This window comes from Archangium minus, assembly GCF_044360475.1.
Classification (GTDB): Bacteria; Myxococcota; Myxococcia; order Myxococcales; family Myxococcaceae; genus Archangium; species Archangium minus.
This window is the reverse complement of sequence record NZ_CP043494.1, coordinates 2,838,100-2,864,169: the sequence shown is the minus strand read 5'-3', so window position 1 is coordinate 2,864,169 and position 26,070 is coordinate 2,838,100. Positions and strand designations below refer to the sequence as shown.

Annotated in this window: 21 protein-coding genes; 15 read left to right on the top strand and 6 right to left on the bottom strand. The window is 68.9% G+C overall.

Annotated features, from left to right (window positions below; translation table 11 throughout):
* The first annotated feature begins 104 nt into the window (after window positions 1-104).
* Entirely contained in the window at window positions 105-1,655 is a 1,551-nt protein-coding gene (locus tag F0U60_RS11790; RefSeq protein ID WP_395818117.1) for an MBL fold metallo-hydrolase, read from the top strand.
* A 16-nt stretch (window positions 1,656-1,671) separates the two neighbouring features.
* Here the strand turns inward: F0U60_RS11790 and F0U60_RS11785 are convergent, their stop codons facing one another.
* Window positions 1,672-1,941 (bottom strand): hypothetical protein, encoded by a 270-nt coding sequence (locus F0U60_RS11785; protein WP_395818114.1) that lies wholly within the window; start codon window positions 1,939-1,941, stop codon window positions 1,672-1,674.
* A 283-nt stretch (window positions 1,942-2,224) separates the two neighbouring features.
* Here F0U60_RS11785 and F0U60_RS11780 point away from each other — a divergent pair, with 283 nt between their 5' ends.
* The 6 genes from F0U60_RS11780 (at window position 2,225) to F0U60_RS11755 (ending at window position 6,365) form a co-directional block, all read left to right on the top strand.
* The gene (locus F0U60_RS11780) at window positions 2,225-2,446 is read left to right on the top strand and encodes a hypothetical protein (RefSeq protein ID WP_395818111.1); all 222 of its coding nucleotides are present in this window, start codon (window positions 2,225-2,227) and stop codon (window positions 2,444-2,446) included.
* Between the two features lie 110 nt (window positions 2,447-2,556).
* Window positions 2,557-3,417, top strand: a complete 861-nt coding sequence (locus F0U60_RS11775; RefSeq protein ID WP_395818109.1) for a nucleotidyltransferase — start codon at window positions 2,557-2,559, stop codon at window positions 3,415-3,417.
* Window positions 3,418-3,496: 79 nt separating this feature from the next.
* Entirely contained in the window at window positions 3,497-3,889 is a 393-nt protein-coding gene (locus F0U60_RS11770) for a YkgJ family cysteine cluster protein (RefSeq protein ID WP_395818106.1), read from the top strand.
* Window positions 3,890-4,098: 209 nt separating this feature from the next.
* The gene (locus F0U60_RS11765) at window positions 4,099-5,391 is read left to right on the top strand and encodes a PQQ-dependent sugar dehydrogenase (RefSeq protein ID WP_395818103.1); all 1,293 of its coding nucleotides are present in this window, start codon (window positions 4,099-4,101) and stop codon (window positions 5,389-5,391) included.
* Between the two features lie 211 nt (window positions 5,392-5,602).
* Window positions 5,603-5,797 (top strand): hypothetical protein, encoded by a 195-nt coding sequence (locus F0U60_RS11760; protein ID WP_395818100.1) that lies wholly within the window; start codon window positions 5,603-5,605, stop codon window positions 5,795-5,797.
* Window positions 5,798-5,801: 4 nt separating this feature from the next.
* Window positions 5,802-6,365, top strand: a complete 564-nt coding sequence (locus tag F0U60_RS11755) for a hypothetical protein (protein ID WP_395818097.1) — start codon at window positions 5,802-5,804, stop codon at window positions 6,363-6,365.
* Between the two features lie 57 nt (window positions 6,366-6,422).
* Here the strand turns inward: F0U60_RS11755 and F0U60_RS11750 are convergent, their stop codons facing one another.
* Window positions 6,423-7,514: an RNA polymerase sigma factor RpoD/SigA gene (locus tag F0U60_RS11750; protein WP_395818094.1), complete on the bottom strand. Its 1,092-nt coding sequence runs from the start codon at window positions 7,512-7,514 to the stop codon at window positions 6,423-6,425.
* Window positions 7,515-7,583: 69 nt separating this feature from the next.
* Between F0U60_RS11750 and F0U60_RS11745 the strand changes: the two genes are divergently transcribed.
* Both F0U60_RS11745 and F0U60_RS11740 read left to right on the top strand, forming a co-directional pair.
* Window positions 7,584-10,007: a DEAD/DEAH box helicase gene (locus tag F0U60_RS11745; protein ID WP_395818091.1), complete on the top strand. Its 2,424-nt coding sequence runs from the start codon at window positions 7,584-7,586 to the stop codon at window positions 10,005-10,007.
* A gap of 81 nt (window positions 10,008-10,088) precedes the next feature.
* On the top strand, window positions 10,089-12,491 hold the full coding sequence (locus F0U60_RS11740) for a protein kinase (protein WP_395818088.1): 2,403 nt from the start codon (window positions 10,089-10,091) through the stop codon (window positions 12,489-12,491).
* Window positions 12,492-12,510: 19 nt separating this feature from the next.
* On the opposite strand, the gene F0U60_RS11735 is transcribed toward F0U60_RS11740, so the two are convergent.
* The gene (locus F0U60_RS11735; protein WP_395818085.1) at window positions 12,511-13,005 is read right to left on the bottom strand and encodes a helix-turn-helix domain-containing protein; all 495 of its coding nucleotides are present in this window, start codon (window positions 13,003-13,005) and stop codon (window positions 12,511-12,513) included.
* A gap of 92 nt (window positions 13,006-13,097) precedes the next feature.
* Between F0U60_RS11735 and F0U60_RS11730 the strand changes: the two genes are divergently transcribed.
* From F0U60_RS11730 to F0U60_RS11710, 5 genes are all read left to right on the top strand, one after another.
* Window positions 13,098-14,327: a Glu/Leu/Phe/Val dehydrogenase gene (locus tag F0U60_RS11730; RefSeq protein WP_395818082.1), complete on the top strand. Its 1,230-nt coding sequence runs from the start codon at window positions 13,098-13,100 to the stop codon at window positions 14,325-14,327.
* Window positions 14,328-14,410: 83 nt separating this feature from the next.
* Window positions 14,411-15,625 (top strand): threonine ammonia-lyase, encoded by a 1,215-nt coding sequence (gene ilvA, locus F0U60_RS11725; RefSeq protein ID WP_395818079.1) that lies wholly within the window; start codon window positions 14,411-14,413, stop codon window positions 15,623-15,625.
* Between the two features lie 80 nt (window positions 15,626-15,705).
* Complete coding sequence (locus tag F0U60_RS11720; protein WP_395818076.1) at window positions 15,706-17,067, top strand: peptidase MA family metallohydrolase; 1,362 nt, start codon at window positions 15,706-15,708, stop codon at window positions 17,065-17,067.
* A 127-nt stretch (window positions 17,068-17,194) separates the two neighbouring features.
* Window positions 17,195-21,331 (top strand): hypothetical protein, encoded by a 4,137-nt coding sequence (locus F0U60_RS11715; protein ID WP_395818074.1) that lies wholly within the window; start codon window positions 17,195-17,197, stop codon window positions 21,329-21,331.
* Complete coding sequence (locus tag F0U60_RS11710; RefSeq protein WP_395818072.1) at window positions 21,328-22,269, top strand: DUF6982 domain-containing protein; 942 nt, start codon at window positions 21,328-21,330, stop codon at window positions 22,267-22,269. Before F0U60_RS11715 ends, F0U60_RS11710 begins: the two co-directional genes overlap by 4 nt.
* A gap of 125 nt (window positions 22,270-22,394) precedes the next feature.
* Here the strand turns inward: F0U60_RS11710 and F0U60_RS11705 are convergent, their stop codons facing one another.
* Window positions 22,395-23,015 carry a YceI family protein gene (locus F0U60_RS11705; protein WP_395818069.1) on the bottom strand — a complete coding sequence of 207 codons (621 nt, stop codon included), beginning with the start codon at window positions 23,013-23,015 and terminating at the stop codon, window positions 22,395-22,397.
* A gap of 175 nt (window positions 23,016-23,190) precedes the next feature.
* Between F0U60_RS11705 and F0U60_RS11700 the strand changes: the two genes are divergently transcribed.
* The gene (locus F0U60_RS11700) at window positions 23,191-24,831 is read left to right on the top strand and encodes a sigma 54-interacting transcriptional regulator (protein WP_395818067.1); all 1,641 of its coding nucleotides are present in this window, start codon (window positions 23,191-23,193) and stop codon (window positions 24,829-24,831) included.
* A gap of 79 nt (window positions 24,832-24,910) precedes the next feature.
* On the opposite strand, the gene F0U60_RS11695 is transcribed toward F0U60_RS11700, so the two are convergent.
* The gene (locus tag F0U60_RS11695; RefSeq protein ID WP_395818064.1) at window positions 24,911-25,633 is read right to left on the bottom strand and encodes a DUF1751 domain-containing protein; all 723 of its coding nucleotides are present in this window, start codon (window positions 25,631-25,633) and stop codon (window positions 24,911-24,913) included.
* Window positions 25,634-25,800: 167 nt separating this feature from the next.
* The gene (locus F0U60_RS11690; protein ID WP_203411594.1) at window positions 25,801-25,998 is read right to left on the bottom strand and encodes a hypothetical protein; all 198 of its coding nucleotides are present in this window, start codon (window positions 25,996-25,998) and stop codon (window positions 25,801-25,803) included.
* Between the last annotated feature and the right edge of the window lie 72 nt (window positions 25,999-26,070).

Genomic DNA, 26,070 nt, shown 5'->3' with positions numbered 1-26,070 from the left:
CCGTACGACTAGACGGAGGGAACATCCTCGGAAAGCACGCGAGCGGGCAAGTTCTGGGAGAATGCACTGGCTCCCTCCACGGCGGCCCTGGTAGCAGCACCCCCATGCGGCTCACCCTCCACCGTGGCGTCAGCCTCGCCGTTCTCGCCTCGGCGCGTACCGAGGCGGAGCACCATGAAGATTTGGGTTGCAGCATCCAGGGCCCCACCGCTCGGCCCGTGCGCCAGGCCCACCTGCCCCTGAAGGAGCGGCTCGCGGAGCTGGGCCCGGAGCGCTCCCTGAGCGAGGCCAAGGCCCTGGTGCGCTGGATGGAGGAGACGCCCCGCTACGCCGCGCTCTGTGACACGGGCAGGCGGCGCGGAGGACGGCGCCCTCTGCGACACGAGGTGCTGTTCCCCGACGCGGTGCAACATAAGCCGCGGATCCTCCACCTGCGCCAGGAGGAGCTGGGACTCGACTTCCCGGTGAAGGCTCGCGAGTGGCCGGCCCTCGCCGAGCTCTTCGCCACCCTCGAGCGTGGCGCCACCCGGGCCGAGCTGCGGGCGCTCGCGGCGGTCCCCGCGGTGGGCGAGCTGCTGGGAGACATGTCGGACGCGGGCTGGCTGGTGCGCCACGAGGGGCCAGTGGGGCTCCCTGGCCCCGGCGCCCTCTTCATCGGCCACAACACCGTGCTGGTGGCGAGCACCCAGGCGCGCGTTCTGGTGGATCCCTACTTCCGGCCCGCGAGCAGACTCGACAGGCCGGACTACCAGCCGATGCAGCCGGGCGACATCGGCCCGGTGGACGCGGTGGTCATCACCCACTCGCACGGGGACCACTTCCACCTGGGCTCTCTGCTGCGGCTGCCGCGTGACACGCGCATCTTCGTCCCGGCGGTAGAGCGCGAGAGTCTCTTCTCCACCGACTGCGTGCTGCGGCTGAAGCAGCTCGGCTACACCCGCGTCGAGGCCCTGCGCTGGGGTGAGGAGCGGCGGGTGGGCGACATCACCGTGCGAGCCCTGCCCTTCCATGGCGAGCAGCCCACGGATGGGGAGGGCCTCTACCCCCACCTCTTCAACGAGGGGAACACCTGGCTGGTGCGCACACCGGACTTCTCCGCGGCCTTCTTCGCCGATGCCGGGCATGACGTGCGCGGAGACATGCGCACCGTCTGCCGAGCCCTGCGCAAGGAGGAGCCGGTGGACGTGCTCTTCTGCGGCGTGCGTGGCTTCCGGCTCGAGCCGCTCTTCTTCGGCTACACCACGCTGGATGCCTACCTCGTTGATGTGCCCGTGGACGCGCTCGGCACGCCGCAGCAGCTCATGGCTGGGCCGGAGGAGGCGCTCCAGTATGGCGAGCTGCTCGGTGCACGGTACGTGGTGCCCTGTGCGGATGGCGGCGCGCCCTGGTACTGGCGCGAGGGCATGGGCCCGCGCTACCCGGGCTACCCCGGCGCGCCGGTGAGCGGCGCCAGCACCTTGGATGAGAATCCGGACGCGGATCCCTATCCCGAGCGGCTGAAGCAGGTGCGCCGCCGCGAGGGACAGGGACCCCAGGCCTTGCTGCTCCGCCCCGGCGAGGCCCTGGCGTGGCGAGGACGCCAGGCTCCGAAGCTCATCCAATACCCAGGCTTCCAGTGGCCGTTCGGCGGCATGCCGACTCGACGGGGTGCGTGATGCGAGCCGCGCAGCTTCACTGAGGCTGCCGAGGCTCCATGTCCCGCAGGGGCTCCTCCGGGAAGGACTTCATGTTGAGCAGGCCCGCCAGGACGTGCAGCTTCTCGTGCACGGACTCGTTGGTGAACTCGTGGAGGTCCATCAACGCCTGGGCGTAGTCCGTGAGCGCGCTCAGCCATTCGCGCAGACTCTCCGGGCTCGTCGGTCTGGCGCGAGCGTCTTCGATTCGCGCAAAGGCCTCATGCAGTCTGTCCGCGGCATCATCGACGTGTTTGGGAAGTGCCATCGTTCATCCCTCCGCTTCTCCCCTCCGCTTCACCATGGGACACCCCTGTCCTGGAGTGCCAGGGGAGCCGTCATGCCGGAGGGCCCGGCGGACACGCCTGGAGGCGCTCCCTCCAGTGCCGCATGAGAACCAGGCAGCCATGCTCGCTCCATGCGCCAGGCCGAGGGGCGAGCGTTCGAGCCCGCCCTACCCGGAAGTGGCATGCACCCGCGGCCAAGCAGACAAATTCTGAATCTTCATGACGCAAGCGGCCAAGGCCGCGACGAACAGGGAGGAGGTCGTCATGAAGGGACGTGAGCGCGTGTGCAAGAAGCACATCAAGCAGGCGGGCTGGAGCATCGCGAACGAGGGCCCACGGGAGCAGGGCTACCACCTGGAGCTCCATGGTCCTCGAGGAGAGCAGATGAAGGTCGACGCGCCCTCGAAGGCTCGCGCTTACCGCCATGCGGAGCGACAGGTGAACGGCTCTGAACCGGGGATGGCGCTCTGGGCGAGCCCAACCTGATTCCTTCTTGATTGGTCGGGAAGTAGCCGACCGGGCTGGAGCACTGCTCGCCGAACTGCCCCCGGCATTCCCCGACCCTAACCTACCTGCCAGGACACCGAGGGCGTGCCATGAACGTTCAAGATACCGACAAAACGCAGGCCGGCCAGGACAGCAGCCACTCCTCCGCCGACCTTGCAAAGAAGCCGAGCAAGGCGCCGCCTCCCATGCAGGCGGATCAACGCCCTCCCATTGAGCGGGGAGCGCACCTGCTCGCGCTGAGCACGCTCAAGAACGCGGAGATTCCCTTCGTGGTCGCGGGTGCCTACGCACTCCACCTCTACACGGGCATCTACCGCGACACCAAGGACCTGGACATCTTCCTCAAGCGCGAGCACGTGCAGCGAGCGATGGAAGCCCTGGGCACCATGGGCTTCCAGACGAGAATGCACGACCCGGTGTGGATCGCGAAGGCCTACGCCAACGACGAGTACTTCGCCGACCTCATCTTCAGCTCGGGCAACGGTGTGGCCATCGTGGACGACTATTGGATTGACCGGGCCCATCCGGGCGTCATCCACGGGCTGCCCATCCTGGTGGCGCCACCCGAGGACATCATCTGGTCCAAGGCCTTCGTCTGCGAGCGCGAGCGCTTTGATGGCACGGACATCAACCACCTCATCCTCGCCCGCGGCAAGCAGATGGACTGGAAGCACCTGATGATGCGGTTTGAGCCGCACTGGGAGGTGCTGCTGGCCCACCTCACCTTCTACCGCTTCAGCTATCCGGGACAGCGCGACCACGTGCCCCGCTGGGTTTGGGACGAGCTGCTTGAACGGGCCCGCAACCAGCACAACGAGCCCGAGAAGAAGAAGCTCTGCCGGGGAATGTTGATTGCCAAGGGGCAGTACAACGTGGATGTCGAGCACTGGGGTTACGCCGACGCCCGCATGGAGGAGGTCGCGACGTTCCGCGACTACAAGAAGGACTGAGGCGCACGGCGCGGCCCTTGCTCGGCAGGCCGTCCACCATTAGCAAGGGGGGCCCCTCGCGCCCCGGAGCCCGCGCCTCATGTCTCTGTCCACGCTCTGCCTTCGCTGCGGTCTGTGCTGCGATGGCACCCTCTTCACGCAGGTCCCCCTCCGGCAAACGGAGGTGGGGCCCTTGAAGGCCCTCGGGCTGCCCGTGAAGGAGCGCGAGGACGGCACATCCCTCCTCCCGCAGCGCTGTGCCGCACTGGAGGGGAAGCGGTGTACCGCCTATGCGGAGCGCCCCGAAGGCTGCCGCCGCTATCACTGCAACCTCTTCTCCGCGCTCTCGGAAGGTGAGGTGTCGCTTGAGGAGGCATTTGCAGTAGTGGACGGGGCGCACGCCCTCTTGCTTGCCGCCTCCGGGGACGCCGAGCGAAAGCCCGAGGTGGAGAACTACCTCGACCGTCACTTCCGGGGCCGGCATCGTCGCTAGACGGCGCAATCGCCGCCCGCTTCGTAGCGTGGGCAACGGAAGCGACGGTGGGACAATGGAGCCCCGAAAGGTGTCTGCCTAGCCTGCCCGGTATGCGTCACTGGCTCAGCCCCGTCGCCATGTTGCTGTGGTTATCCGTCTCCGCCTGCACCCAGTCCTCGAGAGGACCCACCGGCGGGGGAACAGACGCGGGATCGAGTCCAGCGCCCGTGGACGCGGGCCAGACCGACGCGGGCTCAGGTGACGCGGGCCAGGGAGGGACGGGCACTCCGCCCCCAGGAGCCAGCAAGCAGGTGCAGGTGAGCGTCCCCGAGGACCTGCGCACCGCCCCCTTTGACTCGCCGCGCACCCTCACGGTTCCACCCGGCTTCACCATCTCTGTCTTCGCGCGAGTGCCGGAGGCGCGCTTCCTGGCCATCGCCCCCAACGGGGACGTGCTGGTGTCACAGCCGGACCAGGGCACGGTGAAGCTGGTGCGGCCCCGTCCCGGACAGACGCCCGAGGTGTTCGACTGGGCCACGGGCCTGCGCCGCCCCCATGACATCGTCTTCCACACCCGCGGAGGCACCACCTGGGTGTACGTGGCCGAGACGAACCAGGTGACGCGCTCGCCCTGGCAGGCGGGAGAGACGCAGCGGCACGACGCCGCGGTGCTCGTGAGCGGCCTGCCCGACACGAGCCTGCCCGAGCTGCAGGGACGCTACGGGCACGAGCTGAAGAACATCGCCGTTGATTCGACGGGGCAGCTCTACGTCTCCATCGCCTCCACCTGCAACGTGTGCCTATCGGACACGCGGAGCAATCCCGAGCGCGGCGCGATCTACCGTTACGGGCCAGAGGGCGGCACGGGTCAGCTCTTCGCGCGGGGTCTGCGCAACGCCGAGGGCCTGGCCTTCGTTCCCGGCACGGACACCCTCTGGGTGACGGTGAACGCGCGCGACAACATCCCCTACCCGCACGACGACGGCACCGGAAGGTACGGGAAGGTGATTCCCGAGTACGTGGACAACCACCCGCCCGAGGCCCTCACCTCGGTGCGAGAGAGAGGCGAGTACGGCTGGCCCTTCTGCAACCCCAACCCGAGCACGTCAAACGGCCTGAAGCAGATGCCCTTCGACCGGGACTACGATTTGAACCGCGAGGGGGACATTGCTTGCGGAGCGATGGACCGCTTCGACCAGGGCATCCAGGCGCACTCAGCACCGCTGGGCCTGGCCTTCCTCAACGGCACGGCCTTCCCCGAGCCCTACGCTTCAGGCGTGGTAGTGGCCTACCACGGCTCGTGGAACAGCACGCGGCCCACCGGCTACAAGGTGACGTACTTCCCCTGGGACGCGGCAGCGGGCCAACCCACCCGGGAGCAGGACTTCGTCTCCGGGTGGGTGACACCAGATGGCACGAGCGTGTGGGGCCGCCCGGTGGACGTGGCCGTCACGGCTGACGGAGCCCTGCTCATCAGCGACGACCAGGCCGGAGCGCTGTACCTGCTGCGCAAGCAGTGAACTTCCCGACTCCTGGCGCATCATGTCCAAACCAGGTCCGAGCCCATCAACTCCAGGAAGGCGCGCTGGCGTAGGTCCGCTCGCCTCGGCCTTGCTCTTATGTCTCTCGGGATGCGCCACGGTGGAGGGGGGTCTTCGACCGGATCACTTTCAGTTCGTCGATGTAGTACCCAAGCGAGGTACGGGGGCGGGAGGCTGGCGAGCAGCATGTGTGCACGTAGGCATCAAGAAGACGGCCACGAGAGATCTGTTCCTCTGCAAGTTCGGTGTCGAGATGCCCATTGAGAATGGGAAACAGGGCTTCATCTCGGTCGAACGTGCACAGCACGCCGCCGCGAAGTGCGCCAACCTGGCCGCCAAGAACATCCTCGCACGAGCCAAGCCTGTCGTCGTCATTCCTCCCTGACTCCATGCCCCCATCGCTCGAGCAGCTGCTTTCGATTGTCCGGAACTATTGGCCCTCGAACGAGGACCACTATCTCCGCGGTGAGGCCAGCCCCGAGAACGAACGGCTCGACGCGCTGTGGAACCAAGAGCTCAAGAAAATGGACCGATGGTGGGCGCTCCTACATGACCTCGAAGGAGCGTTGCCGGAATTCACCATCGGGGACGCCACAGCGACAATCAACGCCAGCTTTCGTTGCGTCGCCTATTCAGGGAAGAAGGCCCCACACCGCTTCGCTGTCGTCGGTTGTGCCAGCATTCTCGCACCTGTGTTCGCCGTCTACGGTCTGGAATTCTCTGAGACCGAGGAGACACGCACCGTCAGCAGGACCTGCTTCGACCCCCTTCCGGCTCACATGCAAGGACCCGCAGGCCTCATCGCCAGGAAGATCGAAGCGAACTTTGGATTCGATGAGCTCCCACGCGAACTGGCTGATACCCCCGTCCCGCTGTTCGTGGAGTGGAAGAAGCCTCCTGACACGACGCTTTTTCATGCGCTCTTCGCGAGCGTCCCCGAAAGCGTGCCTTGATGCAGCCATGGCACCAGGGGTGAGGGCGCCTGCTGCGCCCTCCCCCCTCTGCGTCCCTCAACCCTTGGGCACCGCCACCAGGTCAAAGTCCGGGATGTGCTCGCGCATGTACTCGCGCATCCGGTTGATGAGCGCGGCCTCGATCTGCCTCGCTCGCTCGCGGCTCACCCCGTACTTGTCGCCAATGTCCTGCAGCGTCAGCGGCTCGTCGGAGATCAGCCGGTTCTCGAAGATGTAGCGCTCCTTGCCCTCCAGCGACTTCGCGAACTCCTGGAGCTTCTCCCGGAACACGGCCTTGAGCTCCTCGTTGCCCAGCCGCTCCTCCGCCCCCACTGACGACGACGGCAGGAACCGGTCCATCCGCGTCGCGCTCGAGTCATCGCCTCCCACCGGCGCGTCCAGCGACATCTCGTCGTGACCCAGCCGCTGGTCCATCTCCACCACGTCCTGCTCGGTGACGTTGAGGCGCTCGGCCAGCATCTTCGGCGTCACCTCGAAGCCCTGCGCCATCAACTTGTCCTGCTCCTGGCGCAGCTTGAAGAAGAGCTTCCGCTGGGCCTCCGTCGTCCCCAGCTTCACCATCTTCCAGTTGTCCATGATGTAACGCAGGATGTAGGCGCGTATCCACCACGCGGCGTAGGAGCTGAGCTTCACCCCCCGCTCCGGATCGTACTTCTTCACCGCCTGCATCAGCCCGATGTTGCCCTCCTGGACCAGGTCCAGCAGAGACAAGGGGTTACGGTGGTACTCGTGGGCCAGTTTCACCACCAGTCTCAGGTTGGCCGCCACCAAGCGGTAGGCCGCCTGCACGTCCCCCGTGTCCCGGAAGCGTCTGGCCAGCGACACCTCCTCCTCTCGGGTGAGCAGGGGGTGACGCTGAACCTCGTTCATGTAGGCCTGGAGGGGGTCCGTCCGGGCAAGCCCCGTCTCCCCGGCCTTCACCAGGGCCGCCGTGGGAAGCCCAGGGGACTCCTCCACCTCGGCCTCTACCTCCTCCAGCTCCTCGGGGGCGGGCTCCAGGGACTCCGGTTCCGGCTCGGCGGATTCTGCCTCCACCACCTCGGCATCCTCAGGGGGTGGGGCCGCCGCGGGCTTCTTCGCCCGGGTTCGGGTGCCCGTCCCGCCCGTTTTCTTCCTCCCATTCGCCATGGGCAGTTCCTTATGCAAAGTGAGCCGATTGTTGCCAGAGAGTAATGCAGGGGTTATGCCCCAGGCTTGATGAGCGACATCCAACCTCCGGAGCAGCCGGAAACCACTGCCGAAGCCCCGTCCCGCCCCGCAGAGTACGTCGCGGACGTCAGCTTCGATGACCTGAATCTCTCCGAGCCCCTGCGTCGCGGCATCGCGGAGCGCGGCTATACCCACCCGACCCCCGTCCAAGCGAAGGCCTTCCGGCCTGTCATGGAGGGCAGGGACCTCATCGTGCGCAGCAAGACCGGCACCGGCAAGACGGCCGCCTTCGGCCTGCCCCTGCTGGAAAAGATTCCCGCCGAGGACAAGGGGGTGCGTGCGCTCATCCTCTGCCCCACCCGCGAGCTGGCGCTCCAGGTGTCCGAGGAGCTCTCCGCCCTGGGCAAGCACAAGGGCGTGAAGGTGGCGGCCATCTACGGCGGCGCCTCCATGAAGCAGCAGGAGGACGCCCTCGAGGAGGGCACGCAGATCATCGTGGGCACGCCCGGCCGGGTGTTCGACCACATCAACCGCGGCAACCTCAAGCTCGAGTCCTGCTCGCACGCGGTGCTGGATGAAGCCGACGAGATGCTCAACCAGGGCTTCTACGAGGAGGTGACGCGCATCCTCGACCGCCTGCCCAAGACCCGGCAGGTGCTGCTCTTCAGCGCCACCGTCCCCACGGACATCCAGAACCTCATCGCCCGCTACACCACCAACGCGGAGACGCTGCTGCTCTCCGGCGACGTCTTCACCGTCGAGCACATCCACCACATCCGCTACGACGTGTCGGACGCCTTCCCCAAGCCGCGCAACCTCATCTACGTGCTGGAGGCGGAGGAGCCGCAGAACGCCATCATCTTCTGCAACACGCGGGATGACACGGCGCTGGTGACGGCGGTGCTCAACCGCAATGGCTTCGACGCGGAGCTGCTCAACGGAGACCTGCCGCAGAAGGAGCGCGAGCGGGTGATGGCCAAGGTGAAGCGGGGCGAGGTGGCCTTCATGGTGGCCACGGACATCGCCGCGCGCGGCATCGACATCTCCGGCCTCGAGTACGTCATCAACTACTCGCTGCCCGAGGACCCCGCCGTCTACCTGCACCGGGTGGGCCGCACCGGCCGCATCGGCAACAAGGGCACCGCCATCAACCTCTTCTCCGGCCGCGAGCTGGCCACGTACACCACGCTGGAGAAGAAGTTCGGCATCAAGTTCGAGAAGCGCGAGATGCCCGCCCCCGAAGAGGCCATGCGCCTGTGGGCCGAGCGGCACGTGCGCGAGATCCGCGAGGCCGCCTCTGGCGCCGTCTTCGAGGGCTTCCTGCCCCTGGCCGCCCAGCTCAAGGGCCGGGCAGACGCGGATGACCTCATCGCCTTCCTGCTGAAGTACTTCTTCAGCCACCTGCGCATGGAGAAGGCCAAGGCCGCCGAGGAGAACGAGCGCACCGAGCGCGAGACCCAGGCCAAGCCCGAGGGCCGCCGCCGCGGCGACAAGGAGCGCGAGCGTCCTCGCGACAGGGAGCGCGACCGGGAGAGGCCGCCCCGCCGCGAGGAGCGCCGGGAGGCGCGTGGAGAGTCCGAGTCGCGTGAGCGCGGTGAGCGGGGTGACCGGCGCCGCCGTGAGCGCGGTGACCGGGGTCCCTCGCCGATGGAGGCCGCTCCGGGCGAGGTGAAGCTATGGGTCAACCTGGGCACCGACGACGGCCTGGGCCCCGGCAGCATCGTCACCGCCCTGGAGGAGGCCGGAGCCCCCGCCAATAAGGTGCTCCGCGCCGAGCTCAAGCCCGGCTTCGCCTATGTCTTCATCGCCCAGGACGACCTGGCCGCCTTCGAGGCCCTCAACGGCAAGTCGTACAAGGACAAGTCGCTGAAGGTGGAGAAGAGCCGGCCGCGCGGCGAGCGAGACCCGAACCGGCCGCCGCCCTCGCCCGACGCCGGCCCCGGCGAGGTGAAGCTGAAGTTCAACGTGGGCATGGATGACGGCCTGGACGAGGCGAAGTTCATCGCCGCCCTGGAGGCCGCTGGCGCCCCCGCGGGCAAGGTGAACAAGGCGGTGCTCCGCCCCCACTACGGCTACGCCTATGTGCCCGAGGCCGAGGCGCCCGCCTTCGAGGCGCTCGACGGCAAGCAGCACGGCGAGAAGGCGCTGAAGGTGGAGCGGCACAGGCCTCGCGGCACCCGCGAGCGCCCGCCGCGTCCGCCCCGCCCTGAGCGTACCGAGACCCCCGAGGTACCCGGCCAGGCGCGTCTGTGGGTGGGACTGGGCCGCTCGGATGTCGCCGACGAGGCCGCCCTCACCACTGCCCTGGAGACCCTCGGCGCACCGGCAGGCAAGGTGCAGCGCATAGAGCTCAAGCCTACCTACGCATACGTCTTCGTCGCCGACGAGGATGTGGCCGCCTTCGAGGCCCTCAACGGCAAGCAGCACGGAGAGAAGGCACTCAAGCTGGAGCGGGCCCGGCGCAGCAGGTAACCGGCCGGCGCGGGGGGGCGGGCTCTCGTCCCCGCCCCGCCCTGAGCACCCTCACGCGGGATGGCCTAGAATCCTCCCGCAGTGTCCTACGACCGTTCCACTCCGCTTCCCAACGACGACGCCACCGTGGTGACGCTCCCCGGACGGCCGGAGGCGGGCGGCACCCCGAGCCCGACGCCGTCAGCGGAGCTCTTCGCCGGGCGTTACCGCCTCGAGACGCTCGTGGGGCGCGGAGGCATGGGCCGCGTGTACCGAGCGCGCGACGTGCTCGTCGGCGACATGGTGGCCCTTAAAACGTTGGACCTGGAGAAGGACCCCGGCATGAACGCGCTCGAGCGCTTCCGCCGCGAGGTCCGTCTGGCGCGCCGCATCTCCCATCCTCACGTCGCGCGCATGCACGACCTGGGCGAGCACGAGGGCCAGCATTTCCTCACCATGGAGTACGTGGAGGGGGTGGACCTGCGCTCGCTCATCGCCCGCGAGGGGCCGCTGGCGCCCGCGCGCGCCGCCCGCGTCGCCCTGGCGGTATGCGAAGGACTGGCCGCCGCTCACTCGGCCGGCGTGGTGCACAGGGATCTCAAGCCCGCCAACGTCCTCGTCGAGAAGGGTGGGCGCGTCGTCCTCACCGACTTCGGCATCGCCCGCGCCCTGGTGGATGAATCCGCCCGGAGCACCCAGGGCACCGCCGGCACGCCCATGTACATGGCGCCGGAGCAGCTCTCCAGCGGCGAGGTGGACGCACGCGCCGACCTCTACGCCGTGGGCCTGATGCTCTACGAGATGCTCACCGCGGCGCCGCCCTTCTCCGGCAACACGTCCATGGCGGTGGCCCTGGCACGCCTGAACCAGCCTCCGCCGGATCCACGGGCCAGGACGACGACTGTGCCGGACGCGCTCGCCGAGCTGGTACTGCACTGCCTCGCCCGCGCACCCGAGAACCGTCCCGCGAGTGCCGCGCACTTCGCCCGCTCGCTGCACACGTGGCTGGAAGGGCTCGGCGAGCAACCCCCCACGCTCGTGTCACTGCCAGCGCTGCCCACGCCTCTGCTTCCTCCTCCGAGCGAGCAGTCTACCCTCTCGCTGCTCCTCAACGAGACCCACGAGCCGGGCGTGGCCATCCTCCCGCTGCGCTTCCAGGGGCCCCAGGAGCGCGCGTTCCTCGCAGACGCGCTCACCGATGCGCTCATCGACACGCTGTCACGCACCGTGGGCATGCGCGTGCCCTGCAGCGCGGCCACCACGCGCTTCCGCAACGAGCGCGAGCCCCGCACCGTGGGTCGCGAGCTGGGCGTGGGCTTCCTCGTCGATGGCACGGTGCAGAGCGTGGGCCCCACGGTCCGCGTCTCTGTCCGCCTGGTGGAGACGACCCATGGCACCCAGCTGTGGAGCGGCCGCTTCGAGGACTCCTCCGCGGATGCCTTCGAACAGCAAGACCGGCTGGGCCCGCGCATCGCCGAGGCGCTGCGCGTCGAGCTGTGGGTCGCCTCCGAGCGCGACACCGCCTCACCGGAGGCCCTCGCGCTGTTCCGCCAGGGCTTCGTCCAGGGCTACACCTCGGGCACCTCTCCGGACGTGGCGATCGGCTGGCTGGAGCGGGCCATCGCGCTCGCGCCGGACTTCCTGCCCGCGCAGGCGCTCCATGCCATCCAGTGCATGCGGGCCTGGTTCGTGGGCGGCTCGAGCACCCAGCGCGACTGGGGGGACGAGGCCCGCGCCAGCGTCGAGCGCCTCGAGCAGCGGGCTCCCCAGCTCGCCGAGACGCACCTGGCCCGGGGCATGCTCGCCGCGCAGGAGGGAGACTGGCGCGAGGCCGTGATCTCCGCCCGGGCCTCGCTCGAGGCCGCGCACACCTTCCCTGTGGCCATGCTGTTCCTCGGAAGCCTTCAGTGCGAGGCCGGACGCGCCGATGAGGGGCTCGTGCTCCTGCGCCGGGCCTTCGACCTCGACTCGCGGCTGGGCCTGTGTCTGTTCGAGATCGCCCGCTGCAGCGCCCTGCGAGGGCGGATGGAGGACTACCACCAGGCCAGCAAGCGGCTCGCCGCGTTCACCTCCCATCGCGTCCCGAGCCTGATGCTCCGCCTGCGCGTCGCCGCCTGGGCGGGTGACCTGGAGGGTGTTCGGCGGTGCAAGCTCGCTCTGGAGGACGAGTCGCCCGGCGCGGCGCTCACTGGCCTGCGCTACGCCGCCGCCGTGCTCGGCGAGGTGGACCCCATCGCTTCGCTCGCCCCCCTAGACGCCATGCTGGAGCGCCGGCTCAGTCCGCGGTTCGCCTCGCTCATGCGCCAGCTGGCCACCGAGCAGCTCTGCCTCACCGGACATCCACGGAAGGCGCTGGACTACTTCCTGGGCGCGGCCCACTCGGCGCTGATTGACCTGGAGTGGACCGACCACTGCCCCGCCCTCGAGCCCCTGCGCGCCCTGCCCGGCTTCGCCGAGGGCCGCCGCGAGGTGCGCACCCGGGTGGAAGTCATCTGGGACGGGTAGCGCTCCGAAGGAGGCCCCGTCACTCCGGAGGCTGACCCGCCTTCGCCCTCCGGGCCCGGTGGTAGTGCGCCACGCACAGCTCCCTCGCCAGCACCGGCCGCTCGCAGCCCGGCTCCTTGCAGCGAGGAGCATCCTCGGATGGCACCTCTCCGGTCGTGCGTTCGACTCCGAACATGGCCTCCGCCACCGCCAGCAGCCGGTCCACCTCTGCCCGCGTCAACCGGCGCGCCCGCGCGAACTCCACCAGTCGGCGTGCTCCCGCCGCCTCGTCCTCCTCCACCCGGAAGAGCTCCGCCAGGGACACCCCCAGGGCCGCCGCTACCTGCACGAGCGTCTCGTAGCTGGGGCTGCGCTCCCCCCGCTCCAGCAAGGAGGCGAAGCTCACGGAAATGCCACACCGCTCGGCGAAGTCCTCCTGCCTCAGGCCCCGCCGCTCGCGCAGGGTGCGGATGCGTCGGGCGAGCCCCTGCAGGTGCCCGCTCGCATCCTGGGCTGACGGGGAACTGGAGCGCATCGCCAACCCATGCTAGCGCACATCATCTGTTAAGGTCTCGCGCCGTCGTGGGTCGCCCCCCACGCCGGCCGCCCTAGGAGAGCACCTCGGCCATGCACGCCGTCGAAGGGATCCACCACTACTTCCGCAAGGCCGCGCGCATCATGGACGTGGGCGAGCGCATCGAGACGCTGCTCGCCACGCCCCTTCGTGAGGTCAAGGTCCAGGTCTCCATCGAGCTCGACAGCGGGGAGATCCGCACCTTCCACGGCTACCGCATCCAGCACGACAACAGCCGCGGTCCCATGAAGGGCGGCCTGCGCTACCACCCCACCATCACCCAGGACGAGTGCGTCGCGCTCGCCTCGTTGATGACGTGGAAGACCGCTGTGGTGAACCTCCCCTACGGCGGCGCCAAGGGCGGCATCGCGGTGGACCCCACCCAGCTGTCCTTGAAGGAAATTGAGCGCCTCACCCGCAAGTACGTGGACCAGATTCAGGACGTCATCGGTCCCACTCGCGACATCGCCGCACCCGACGTCAACACCAACCCCCAGGTGATGGCGTGGATCATGGACCAGTACTCGCGCTACCACGGGCACTCGCCGGCCGTTGTCACCGGCAAGCCGCCAGAGCTCTACGGCTCCAAGGGCCGTGACTCGGCCACGGGGCGCGGGCTGCTCTACATCACCCGCGAAATCCTCCGGGACGTGGGCCTGCCCATGAAGGGCACGCGCTTCACCATCCAGGGCTTCGGCAACGTGGGCAGCCACACCGCGCAGCTGCTGTGGCAGGACGGCGGCGTGGTGGTGGCGGTGTCGGACGTGTATGGCGGCGTGTACAACCCGCAGGGCCTGGACATCCCCGGCCTCTTCGAGCACGTGAAGCGCACCGGCACCGTCACCGGTTTCGGCGGCGGCCAGGCCTGCTCCAATGAGGACGTGCTCGCCTCCGACTGCGACGTGCTCATCCCCGCCGCGCTCGGTCATGCTTTGAACCGCAACAACGCCAACGCGGTGCGCGCCCGGCTCATCATCGAGGGAGCCAATGGCCCCACGGACCCGGAGGCAGACGAGATTCTGGAGAAGCGCGGCGTGCTGGTGGTGCCGGACATCCTCGCCAATGCGGGCGGTGTGACGGTCAGCTACTACGAGTGGGTCCAGAATCTCCAACACCTCACCTGGGAGGAAGACCGGGTGAATGCGGAGTTGGAGAAGACGATGAAGGAGGCCTACGACCGGGTGGCCCAGGTGGCGCGCTCGCGCAAGGTGACGTTGCGCACCGCAGCATTCATCCTGGCCATCGGGCGTGTGGGCAAGGCCACGGTACTGCGCGGCATCTGACGAGCGGGCGGACAGCCGTCAGCCCGAAGTCTCCTCCTCTTTCGCGCGGGCGGCGCTTCAGTTATCAGGCGCCACACAAGCCCATGGTCACACTCCAGCAAATCGAAGACGCCCAGCAGCGCATCGGTGACGCCGTCTACCGCTCGGCCTGCGCCAGGTCGGAGCAGTTCAAGGAGGTGACGGAGTGCGCAGCGCTGTACTGCAAGCTGGAGAACCTGCAGCGCACAGGCGCCTTCAAGGAGCGTGGTGCGCTCAACAAGCTGCTCACCCTCACGCCGGACGAGAAGGCCCGAGGTGTCATTGCCGCCTCGGCAGGCAACCACGCGCAGGGGCTCGCCTACCACGCGGGCCGGCGCGGTGTGAACACCACCATCGTCATGCCGGAGCGCACGCCGCTCATCAAGGCCACGCGCACGCGCTCCTACGGCTCGAAGGTGGTGCTGCACGGCAGCAACTTTGACGAGGCCTACGCCGAGGCCCTGCGCATCCAAGACCGGGAGAATCGCGTCTTCATCCACCCGTTCAATGATCCGCTGGTCATCGCGGGCCAGGGCACCATCGGGTTGGAGTTGCTCGAGCAGTGCCCGTACATGGACATGGTGGTGGTGCCCATCGGCGGAGGCGGACTCATCTCCGGCGTGGCGTGCGCGATCAAGGAGACCAACCCGCGCATCAAGATCATCGGCGTGCAGGCCGCGGCCATCGCGAGCATGAAGGCGTCCGTGGACGCGGGGAAGCTGGTGGAGCTTCCCGCGGGGACCACGATTGCGGACGGCATCGCGGTGAAGCGCCCCGGCGAGTACACCTTCGAGATGATCCGCCGCTACGTGGACGACATCGTCACGGTGGACGAGGAGGAGATCGCCAACGCCATCCTCCTGCTCCTGGAGCGGGAGAAGACGGTGGTGGAGGGCGCGGGCGCGGTGGGCATGGCGGCGCTCCTCCACGGGAAGATTCCCTCGGCGCGCGGGCGCAAGGTCGTGATGCTCATCTCCGGCGGCAACATCGACGTCAACCTGGTCAGCCGCATCATCGAGCGCGGCCTGGTGAAGGACGGGCGACTGGTGCGGCTGGTGGTGCGCATGCCGGATCGGCCGGGCATGCTCGCGCGGCTCACGGCGGAGATCGCCCAGCAGGGCGCCAATGTGGTGGAGATCTACCACAACCGTGCCTTCTCGAAGGCGGGCCTGGGCGAGGTGGCGGTGGAGGTGACGCTGGAGACGCGCGGCCGTGGCCACATCGAAGAGCTGATGGGCAGCCTGAGTCAGAATGGCTGGCAGGTCGCGGAAGAGACGTGACGTCTCCGTAGAGCCCGTCTGGACAGCGGAGAGCAGCGCCCCCTTCGCCCGGGCTCACCGGCTCGGCCATACTGCGCGCCATGCGCGCACTGCTCCTCGCCGCCCTGCTCTCCGCCAACCCACCGCCCACGCCCGCTCAGGCCCAGAAGCTCGCCGCCCAGCGCGCGTGGGAGGACCTGTACCTCGCCTGGTCCTCCGTGGACCCCAAGGGCTACACCCCGCCCCAGCGCCGCACCATCGCCGCCTCGCTCATCAAGGGCTGCGAGGCCCTCGCCGGCGACGACGCCGTCATGGCGTTCTCACTCGGCGAGCGCGCGGCACTCTTCGAGGAGACGGCGTCGGGCCTGCGCTGTCTGGCTCGCACCGCGCTCGCCACCGACCAGCGCGGCGCCGCCGAGGACGCCCTGCGCCACGGACTGGAGCGCTTCCCCAAGGAGGGCCACTTCGGTCTGGAGCTCGGGCGGCTCCTCCTGGAGGACAAGGATCCGCGGGGAGCCCTCGAGGTGCTGAACAAGGTGCCCCCTCGCTCGCCCGAGGCCGCGAAGGCTCGCACACTGATACAAAAGGCCCGCAGCGAGTCCGCCGAGGAGAGCGAAGCCCGCGCCCAGGCCCGCGCCATCGAGCGGCGCTTCAACGGAGAGACCGATGACAAGGGCTCCGTCCAACCCGCCTCCGCCTCCTCCGGCCTCTCCTACGAGTCTGGCGTGGGCGCGGACGGCATGCGCACCCGCTCCAACAGCCGCTTCGTGGTGAAGTACTTCAACAACGCACGCGACTTCGGCCAGCGCGCTGAGTACGAGGGCCGCATCGTCGCCGCGCTTGATGAGGCCCATGCCCACACCCGCCAGGTGCTCGGCGAGGCGCGCGAAAACCCCGTGGACGTCATCCTCTACACCCGCGAGGAGTTCCGCACCCACCAGGGCGCCGCCCTCGCACGTGCAGTGGCCGGGCTCTACTCGGAGGGTGCCATCCGCATCAACGACGCCGCCGAGCTCACCCAACAGACCAAGGCCACGCTCGTCCACGAGTACGTGCACGCCGTGGTGGATGATCTGATCCGCGCGGAGCAGGGCGGCCAGCACGTCCCCGTCTGGCTCAACGAAGGACTCGCCGAGTACATCGAATGGCGCTACCTGGGCAGTGACAAACCCCCTTACGCGCTGGCCACCCGCCTGCGCGCTGCCGCCCAGGCCGGTCAGCTCCCGCGCCTCTCCGACATGTCCGGCCAGGCCCTCATCACCCAGAGGGATCCCTCCCTGGCCTATGGGACCTCGGCCATCGCCGTCCGGGAGCTACTGGGCGAGGGAGGGCCCGCCAAGCTGCTCGAGCTGATCCGCGAGGTAGGCCAGGGCACCTCCTTCGAGCAGGCGCTCCGACAGCGCTATGGCCGGAGTGTCTCGGAGTTGGAAAAGGCCGTAAAGGCCGCCCTCTCGCGGAGGTGACAGGCAGGCGGAATCCGCGTTCGCGAAGTTTACCCCTCCTCCTGAGTCCCCTACACTCGCCCACGGAAATTTTTTGCTTTGGCGCTGCGGCTGGAGCCCTGGCCCGGGGTCCGCAGCAAGGTGACGGATGTCGGACACGCGTGCGGCGATGAGGGAGTTTCGCTTCCTGGATGAGAAGCGGACGCGGGGGAATCTTTCCCCCTCGGAGGAGGCTCGTTGGAACGAGCTGCAGGGGCACCTGGTCAACCAGGCCATGCCCATGCAGGAGCCTGCCGCGGCCATGGATCCCGCGCAGCAGCCCCAGGGCTACTACGGCGCCGATGGCCAGTGGTACGCCTACCCTGCCGGTTACGACCCCAACCAGGGTTACGATCCCAACCAGGCCTACGATCCCAACCAGGCCTACGCGCAGCAGCCCCAGGGCTACTACGGCGAGGATGGCCAGTGGTACGCCTACCCTGCCGGTTACGACCCCAACCAGGCCTACGATCCCAACCAGGGCTACGATCCCAACCAGGCCTACGCGCAGCAGCCCCAGGGCTACTACGGCGAGGATGGCCAGTGGTACGCCTACCCTGCCGGTTACGATCCCAACCAGGCCTACGATCCCAATCAGGCCTACGCGGCTGACGCCACCCAGGGTTACGACCCGAACCAGGGCCAGGATCCTTACGCCGCCACGCAGAGCCAGCCCTACGCGGCCGAGTCACAGCCAGCGACCAGCTACGCCTCGCCAGTGCCTGGGTACGTGCCGCAGCAGCCGCATCCGATGCCGGATCCGGTCAAGCTCAGCCTCGAGAGCGAGAACCTCGAGGTCCCCGCGCTGAACGAGCCCGCGCCCTGGGAGGAGCCCACGCCAGAGGCACTCGCCGAGCCCGAGCCCGAGCCCCAAGCGGAGCCACTCGAGGCCGCAGAGCCCAGCGCCGATGATGTCTTCGAGGTGACCGACACCGACGTCTCGCCCGTCAGCGAGATCACGCCGCTCCCCGAGAACGTTCCCGAGTCGGTCGACATGAGCGACTGGAACGACGTCACTGCTCCTTCCGCGACCACGCTCGCGGCGCAGCAGCCCGTGCGCGAGGCCATGCCCGCGGAGCCCGCGGGGCCCATCGAGCTGGGCGAGGACGATTTCTCCGCGCTCAACTCCGACCTGGAGGCGCCTCCCCATGCCTCCGCGCCGCCCGTCGCCGAGCCGCCGCTGACGCCTCAACGGACCATCGAGATCAGCCCCTCCGACATCGAGCTGCTCGAGCCTGAACCCGACATGCCGCTCCAGGCTGAGCCCATGTTCGCCGAGGAGTCCGCCGCCCCCGTGGCGGATGAGTGGGCCGCCGTGCCGCTCGCGGTGGATGCGGAGCCGGACGCAGCAGCTCCGGACGTCGCCCTGCTCGACGAAGAGAACCCGATGGAGATCACCGCGTCGTACGCGTTGCCCGCGTACGCGGTGAAGCAGCCTGCCGCGGAGCCTGTCTCCACCCTGGACGCGAACGACTTCCAGTCCGCGGCCGGCGGGACGCCCACCTTTGATGTCTCGGAGCTCCAGGCCGCGCCTGAGCCGGATGCGACCCCGGCCATGGAGACGCCGTGGGAGACGACTCCTCAGGAGATGGAGTCGTTCGACGCAAGCCCCGCTGGAGCGGAGCAGCCCACTCTGGATGCGGGTGAGCTCGGTGCCGAGATTGAGCCTTCGGCCTCCGATTCGGGCGTGCCATTCGCGGACCACGTGCCCACGCTGGAGCTGAACCCGATGCAGGTCGCGCCCGACCTGCGGGCAGACACCATCGAGGTCGCTGACTCGTTCGATCCCGAGGCCACGCGGCCCGAGGAGTGGGGCAACGCGGGCGATGCCGTCCCGCTCGCCAGCGCTTCGGACTTCCTGGGACACGCGGACCAGGCCGGCACGTCTGTGTCGGACGAGCCCATCCCGCTCGAGACGACGGGAGCTGACGTCAGCTGGAGCGCAACCGAAGACACGAGCACCGGGGAGAGCCTCCCGTTGGAGAGCGCCGCGGAGTTCATGAGCACTCCGCAGTTCACGGAGGCCAGCGCAACCTGGGGCCACCAGCCCGAAGGCGAGCCGTCCGCAACGGAGGCAGCCGGGACCGACGTCGAGAGCACCACGGCGTATGGCAGCCCACTGAGTGCAGACGAAGCCCAATCGGATTGGGCTTATTCGGCCGGGCCCACCACCACCATCGAGGTTCAGCCAGAGTGGGCCGCTGCCGCCGAGGCTCAGCCCGCCGCCGAGACTCAGCCCGAGTGGGCCGCGCCTGTCGAGGAGCAGCCCGCCGCCGAGGCTCAGCCCGAGTGGGGTGCTGCCGAAGAGCAGCCCGTTCTGGAGGCCCAGCCCGAGTGGGGCGCTCCCGCCGAGCCGTCCGCGACCACCGAGGCACAGACTGAATGGGCCGCGCCCGTTGAGGAGCAGCCTGTCCTGGAGGCCCAGCCTGAGTGGGGTGCTCCCGCCGAGGCTCAGCCCGAGTGGGCCGCGCCTGTCGAGGAGCAGCCTGTCCTGGAGGCTCAGCCTGAGTGGGGTGCTCCTGCCGAGCCCCAGCCTGTCATCGAAGCGCAGGCCGAGTGGACGACCTCGGAGCAACAGCCCGCCGAGGCTCAGCCCGAGTGGGCCACTCCTGCTGAGGAGCAGCCCGTCCTGGAGGCCCAGCCTGAGTGGGGTGCTTCCGCCGAGCCCCAGCCTGTCATCGAAGCGCAGGCCGAGTGGACGACCTCGGAGCAGCAGCCCGCCGAGGCGCAGCCCGAGTGGGCCACTCCTGCTGAGGAGCAGCCCGTCCTGGAGGCCCAGCCCGAGTGGGGTGCTCCCGCCGAAGCGCAGGCTGAGTGGACGACCCCGGAGCAGCAACCCTCCGAGGTGCAGCCCGAGTGGGCCACTCCCGCTGAGGAGCAGCCCGTCCTGGAGGCCCAGCCCGAGTGGGGTGCTTCCGCTGAACCCCAGCCTGTCATCGAAGCGCAGGCCGAGTGGACGACCCCGGAGCAGCAACCCTCCGAGGTGCAGCCCGAGTGGGCCACTCCCGCTGAGGAGCAGCCCGTCCTGGAGGCCCAGCCTGAGTGGGGTGCGCCCGCCGAGCCCCAGCCTGTCATCGAGGCGCAAGCCGAGTGGACGACATCGGAGCAGCAGCCCGCCGAGGCTCAGCCCGAGTGGGCTACGCCCGTCGAGGAGCAGCCCGTCCTGGAGGCCCAGCCCGAGTGGGGCGCTCCCGCCGAGCCGTCCGCGACCACCGAGGCACAGACTGAATGGGCCGCGCCCGTTGAGGAGCAGCCTGTCCTGGAGGCCCAGCCTGAGTGGGTGCTCCCGCCGAGGCTCAGCCCGAGTGGGCCGCGCCTGTCGAGGAGCAGCCTGTCCTGGAGGCTCAGCCTGAGTGGGGTGCTCCTGCCGAGCCCCAGCCTGTCATCGAAGCGCAGGCCGAGTGGACGACCTCGGAGCAACAGCCCGCCGAGGCTCAGCCCGAGTGGGCCACTCCTGCTGAGGAGCAGCCCGTCCTGGAGGCCCAGCCCGAGTGGGGTGCTTCCGCTGAACCCCAGCCTGTCATCGAAGCGCAGGCCGAGTGGACGACCCCAGAGCAGCAGCCCTCCGAGGCGCAGCCCGAGTGGGCCACTCCTGCTGAGGAGCAGCCCGTCCTGGAGGCCCAGCCCGAGTGGGGTGCTCCCGCCGAAGCGCAGGCTGAGTGGGCCGCGCCAATGGAGGAGCAGCCCGTCCTGGAGGCCCAGCCCGAGTGGACGACGACGGAGCAGCAACCCTCCTCCGAGACACAGCCCGAGTGGGCCGCCCCTGTTGAGGAGCAGCCCGTCCTGGAGGCCCAGCCCGAGTGGGGTGTCCCCGCCGAGCAGCAGCCCGTCTTGGAAGCTCAGCCTGAGTGGGCCGCGCCTGTCGAGGAGCAGCCCGTCCTGGAGGCCCAGCCCGAGTGGGGTGCGCCCGCCGAGCCCCAGTCCGAGTGGGCCACGGGAGGCGCCGCGCAGGACTGGAACGCCGCGCAGGCCGCTGATCCGCAGGCCAGCTGGGGCGCCCCTGTCGAGGAGGTGCAGCCCGAATGGAGCGCCGCTGGCACGGACTCGCAGCCGCTCGCTGAGGCGGCCCCCGTTGATCAGGGCGCGGCCTGGGGCGGTGAGACTGCGTCCCAAGGCGAGTGGTCCAACGCACCCGCGGAAACAGCCTGGAACGCGCCCGCCACGGACGCAGCGAGCTGGGAGGCGCAGCAGGCCAGCGGCACGCAGACCGACTGGAACGCGGCGGCCTACGACGCCGAGCCCATGAGCCCCGGCCGAGATCCCTCCCTGTTCGGCACGAGTGACACCTGGTCCTCTAGCGAGCCAACGGCCGATGCACAGTCGGACTGGTCCGGCCAGCAGCAGGAGTCGGCGTGGGGCCATGATCCGCTCGCCGAGCACACTCAGGAGCAGTTCAGCCCCGAGCCGGCCGCCGCGTACGCCCCACCCCCAGCACCCGAGCCCGACCTTCCCATCATGGAAGCCGAGCCCGAGGTGGACCTCCCCGTCATGGAGGCCGAGCCCGAGATGCCGGAGATCGACCTCTCGGAGGACATCGTGGAGCCGCCTCCTGCGGCGGCGCCCGCCATCGTTCCGCCTCCGGCCCCCGTGGCCCCCGCCCCTGTGGCTCGAAGCGCGGCGCCCGTGCCCCCCCCGGCCCCCGTAGCGGCCCCGGCCCCTCTGGCGGCGGCGAAAACTCCCATGCCGACTGCCGCCACCATCGCGATGGGTGCGGTGATGGTGCCCGGGGCGCCACCTCCTCGCGCGACGCTCAGCGGCCTTGCGGCCGTGCAGTCCACCGCGTCCGTCGGAGTCCCCCTCACCCCCGTCAATGCCTTCATCGAGGGTGAGCACCGGGTCATCATCCACACGGTGGAGGGCCAGGTGAAGCGCGGCGCCATCCGAGACGTGGACCTGCTCGATGAGGCCATCCCGCTCGAGCAGCAGACCGGCTTCGCCCCTGAGCGCATCCCCATCCAGCGCGTGAAGGCCGTCTTCTTCATGCTCGCCACCGGCAGCCGTCCGCCGCAGCCGGAGGGGCAGAAGGTGCGCGTCACCTTCACGGACGGACGCCAGGTGGCCGGCTTCTCCAACGACTACAAGGGAAGCGGAGAGGGCTTCTTCGTCATCCCCGCGGACACGCGCACCAACACCTCGCGCATCTTCATCTACCGCGCGAGCGTGCAGGCCGTCGCCGAGGGCTGAGCCACCCCGCTCCACCGCTGGCGCGGCTCCTCGCGCTGGCGGTGCCCGCAGAGGGTGCCCGCAAATGAAAGAGGGGCCTCGTCTCCGAGGCCCCTCCGGGCAACAGCCCTGTCCTGCTCAGACGACTACTTCGCGTCCTTCGCCGCCGCAGGGGCCGCCTGCTTCTTGTTCAGCTCGAGGTCGAGGGTGATGGAAACCTCCTCACCCACCGCCACGCCGCCGGTCTCGAGGACGCTGTTCCAGCCCAGGCCGAAGTCCTTGCGGTTGATCTTCGTGGTGGCCGTGCCGCCGCGCTTGATGTTGCCCCAGGGATCCTTCGACTCCGTGGTGAAGCCCTCCACGTTCAGCACCACCGGCTTGGTCACGCCGTGCATGGTCAGGTCGCCGGTCACCTTCAGGTTCGCGCCGGCCTTCTGCACCTTCGTCGACTTGAAGGTGATGGTGGGGTACTTCGCGGTGTCGAAGAAGTCCGCGCTGCGCAGGTGCTCGTCGCGCTTGGGCTCGTTGGTGTTGATGGTGGTGGCGTCGATGGTCGCCTCCACGGTGGACTTGGTGATGTCCTTCTCATCGATGTTGGCCTTGCCGGTCACCTTCGAGAACGCGCCGCGCACGTTCGACACCATCATGTGCTTCACGGAAAACTGCGCGGCCGAGTGGGCCGAGTCGATGTCGAACTCGGCGGCGAACGCGAACGACGGGGCGGCGAGCACGAGGGCGGCGATGGCGGGCTTCAGGGACAGCTTCATGGTGGTTCTCTCCGTTGGGGAACTGCTGAACAGCGTCACGCGGAGACTTCATAGCAACCCCCAGGCCAGGGAAGTCAACCCTCCAACCCATTGGAATCACTTACCCCAGGAACTTCAACTCGCGCCGGGTCTCTCAAAACGATAGATAGAGCCATCATCCTGAGAGGAAGCCCCCATGGCGCCGAGGCTGGAGCTGGACCTGAGAGAGCTGCTGTCCTTCGAGCCCAACGGAGGGCTCATCCACTTCGCGGGCCAGCGGGTGCTGCTGTTGGATCCCGTGGTGTTGGGGCTGCTGCGCAAGGAGCTCATCTCGACCGTGGGGATGACGGCGGCCAGGGGCATGCTCACTCGGCTGGGCTTTGCCCACGGCTGGCGGACGGCGGAGACGATGAAGACCGCCTACCCCTGGGAGGATGAGGCGCAGTGGCGCCGGGCGGGAGGGCGGCTGCACACGCTGCAGGGACAGGTGGTGCTGGAGCGGGTGGAGCGCAAAACGGAGGACGGCCCGGAGCCCTTCGCGGAGGCGCTGTGGCACGACTCATACGAGGCGGAGCAGCACCTGCTGCACATGGGTAAGGCGGAAGAGTCGGTGTGCTGGGCGCTGACGGGCTTCGCCAGTGGCTACATGAGCTACTGCAACGGCAAGTCCGTGTACTGCCTCGAGACGCGCTGCGTGGGCAAGGGGGACCCGGTGTGCCAGATCATCGGCAAGCCGGAGGAGGAGTGGAGCCCCGAGTGCCGTGAAGCGCTGCGCTTCTACGAGACGCAGTGCATGGAGGGAGCGCTGGCGCAGGTGACGGAGGCGCTGAAGCAGGCCGAGCGCAAACTCAGGGCGAAGCGGCAGACGCTGGCGCGGGTGTCTGGCGTGCCGGAGGATCCTGCGGGCATGGTGGCGCGCACCGAGGCCATGCAGCAGGTGCTGCGCCTGGCGCGGCGGGCGGCGAAGGTGGACTCCACGGTGCTCATCACCGGAGAGAGCGGCGTGGGCAAGGAGCGGATCGCCCAGCTCATCCACGAAGAGTCGAGCCGGGCGCACAAGGCCTTCGTGGCGGTGAACTGCGCGGCGGTGACGGAGAGCCTGCTGGAGAGCGAGCTGTTCGGCCATGCAAGGGGCGCCTTCACGGGAGCCACGCACGACCGGCCGGGCTTCTTCGAGGCGGCACACGGAGGCACGCTCTTCCTGGACGAGGTGGGCGAGGTGCCCGCGGCGATGCAGGCGAAGCTCCTGCGCGCGCTGCAGGAGAAGGAGGTGCGGCGCGTCGGAGAGAACCAGAGCCGCAAGGTGGACGTGCGGGTGGTGGCGGCCACCAACCGGAACCTTCCGGCGGAGGTCGTGGCGGGCCGCTTCCGGCAGGATCTCTACTACCGGCTCCGGGTCATCGAACTGAGGGTGCCGCCGCTGCGGGAGCGGCGCGACGACATCCTGCCGCTGGCGAGGATGCTGCTCGCGGAGGCGACGGAACGGCTGGGGCGCCGGGTGATGGGACTGTCACCGGAAGCGGCGGACCAGCTCCTGCGCTACGGGTGGCCGGGCAACGTGCGCGAGCTGGGCAACGCCATCGAGCGCGCGGTGGCGCTGTGCGAGGGCACGCGGGTGGAGAAGGACGACCTGCCGGAGGAGGTGCGCGCGGCGCCGCCGAGCCTGCTGCCGGGAGACTCCCCTCGGACGCTGGAGGAGATGGAGCGCGAGTACATCCTGGCGGTGTTGGCGAGGAACGGAGGAAACCGGGCGCGCACGGCGGAGCAGCTCGCCATCGGAATCGCCACGCTCTACCGGAAGCTGAAGCAGTACGGCGAAGGCGAGCACCCCAACTAAGCCCCCTCCCCTGTCCCTCTGGGAGAGGGACAGGGTGAGGGTATGCCGCTCTCGGGACGTGCCCTTGAGCCCCGGGTGACTAGTTCAGGTACCTGTCATCCGGCCGCTCGCGCGAAATGACGCGCAGGTGCCGCGAGCGCCCACGCAGCTGCCGCTGCAGCCGCCAGTGCTGGAGCCGGAGCCACAGCTGCCGGGGGCTGCCACCGCGCACGGCGACGAAGGTGATGCCGAGCGCGAGCACCTCGGGCACCTGGCTGATCCACCCGGCCGACAGCCCGTTGAACACGACGAAGCCGACACCGATGGCGGCGAAGACATTACCGGTGATGGGGATGCCCCAGAAGTTCGTCTGCCCTCGCCCGATGGACAGGCCATAGGCCACCCAGGCGATGGTGCCCATCACCCAGCCGCCCGTATACAGGGAGGCGCGCAGCAGCGGGAAGAAGAGAGACAGCACCACGGTGAGGATGCCCGCGAGCGCCGTGCCGCCCCACACCACCCACAGCATCCGGCGCGAGCCCCAGCTCATCTCCAGGCCGCCGCCAATGGAGTACAGGGCGAAGGCACCGAAGATGATTCCCATCGGATTCGTCTCGACGAAGCCGTAGGTGAAGGGCTGCCACAGCATCAGCCCGGGGAAGACCGCCTGGGGAGAGAGTAGGAGCAGCAGACCCACCGACTCCCGCAGTAACAAGGCCACGAACGAGCCTGCCACGAGCCCGATCGCCAGCTTGGCCGCCGTGGATTGCACGCTCGGAAAGCCGAATCCGCCGCCGCCAAAGCTGCTCCGCATCGGTCGCATCAAACCTCCTCCACTCGGGACACTTGAGAGTCGTCCAAAGGTGGGGGAACGCGGCCCGCTTCGCAACCGTTTCGTCCACTTCCTGGCGTCTCAAATGGCGAAGGGCGCCCATCCCCGTCCTTGGGGAGAGCGCCCTTGGCTTGCCGTCACCTGCCGGAATGTCCGGCTCAGGACTTGTGGCGGTAGAACAGGGTGATGGTCAGGCAGTGGAACTCCTTGTCGGAGGACTGCGTGACAATCTTGTCCACCACGTCCAGGTTCGGGTTCTCCTTGAGCCACTTCGTGATGTTCTCACCCATGTTCTCGCGGTCGCGCGCGAGCGTGGTGGAGAACACCTTGACTCCCGTGAAGCTGATGACGCCCATTCCGACCCTCGTGTAGCCGAAGAGATTCCGCAGGTTTACCGCGAGTCTTGACGGCCTTCAAGAAAAGGGCCC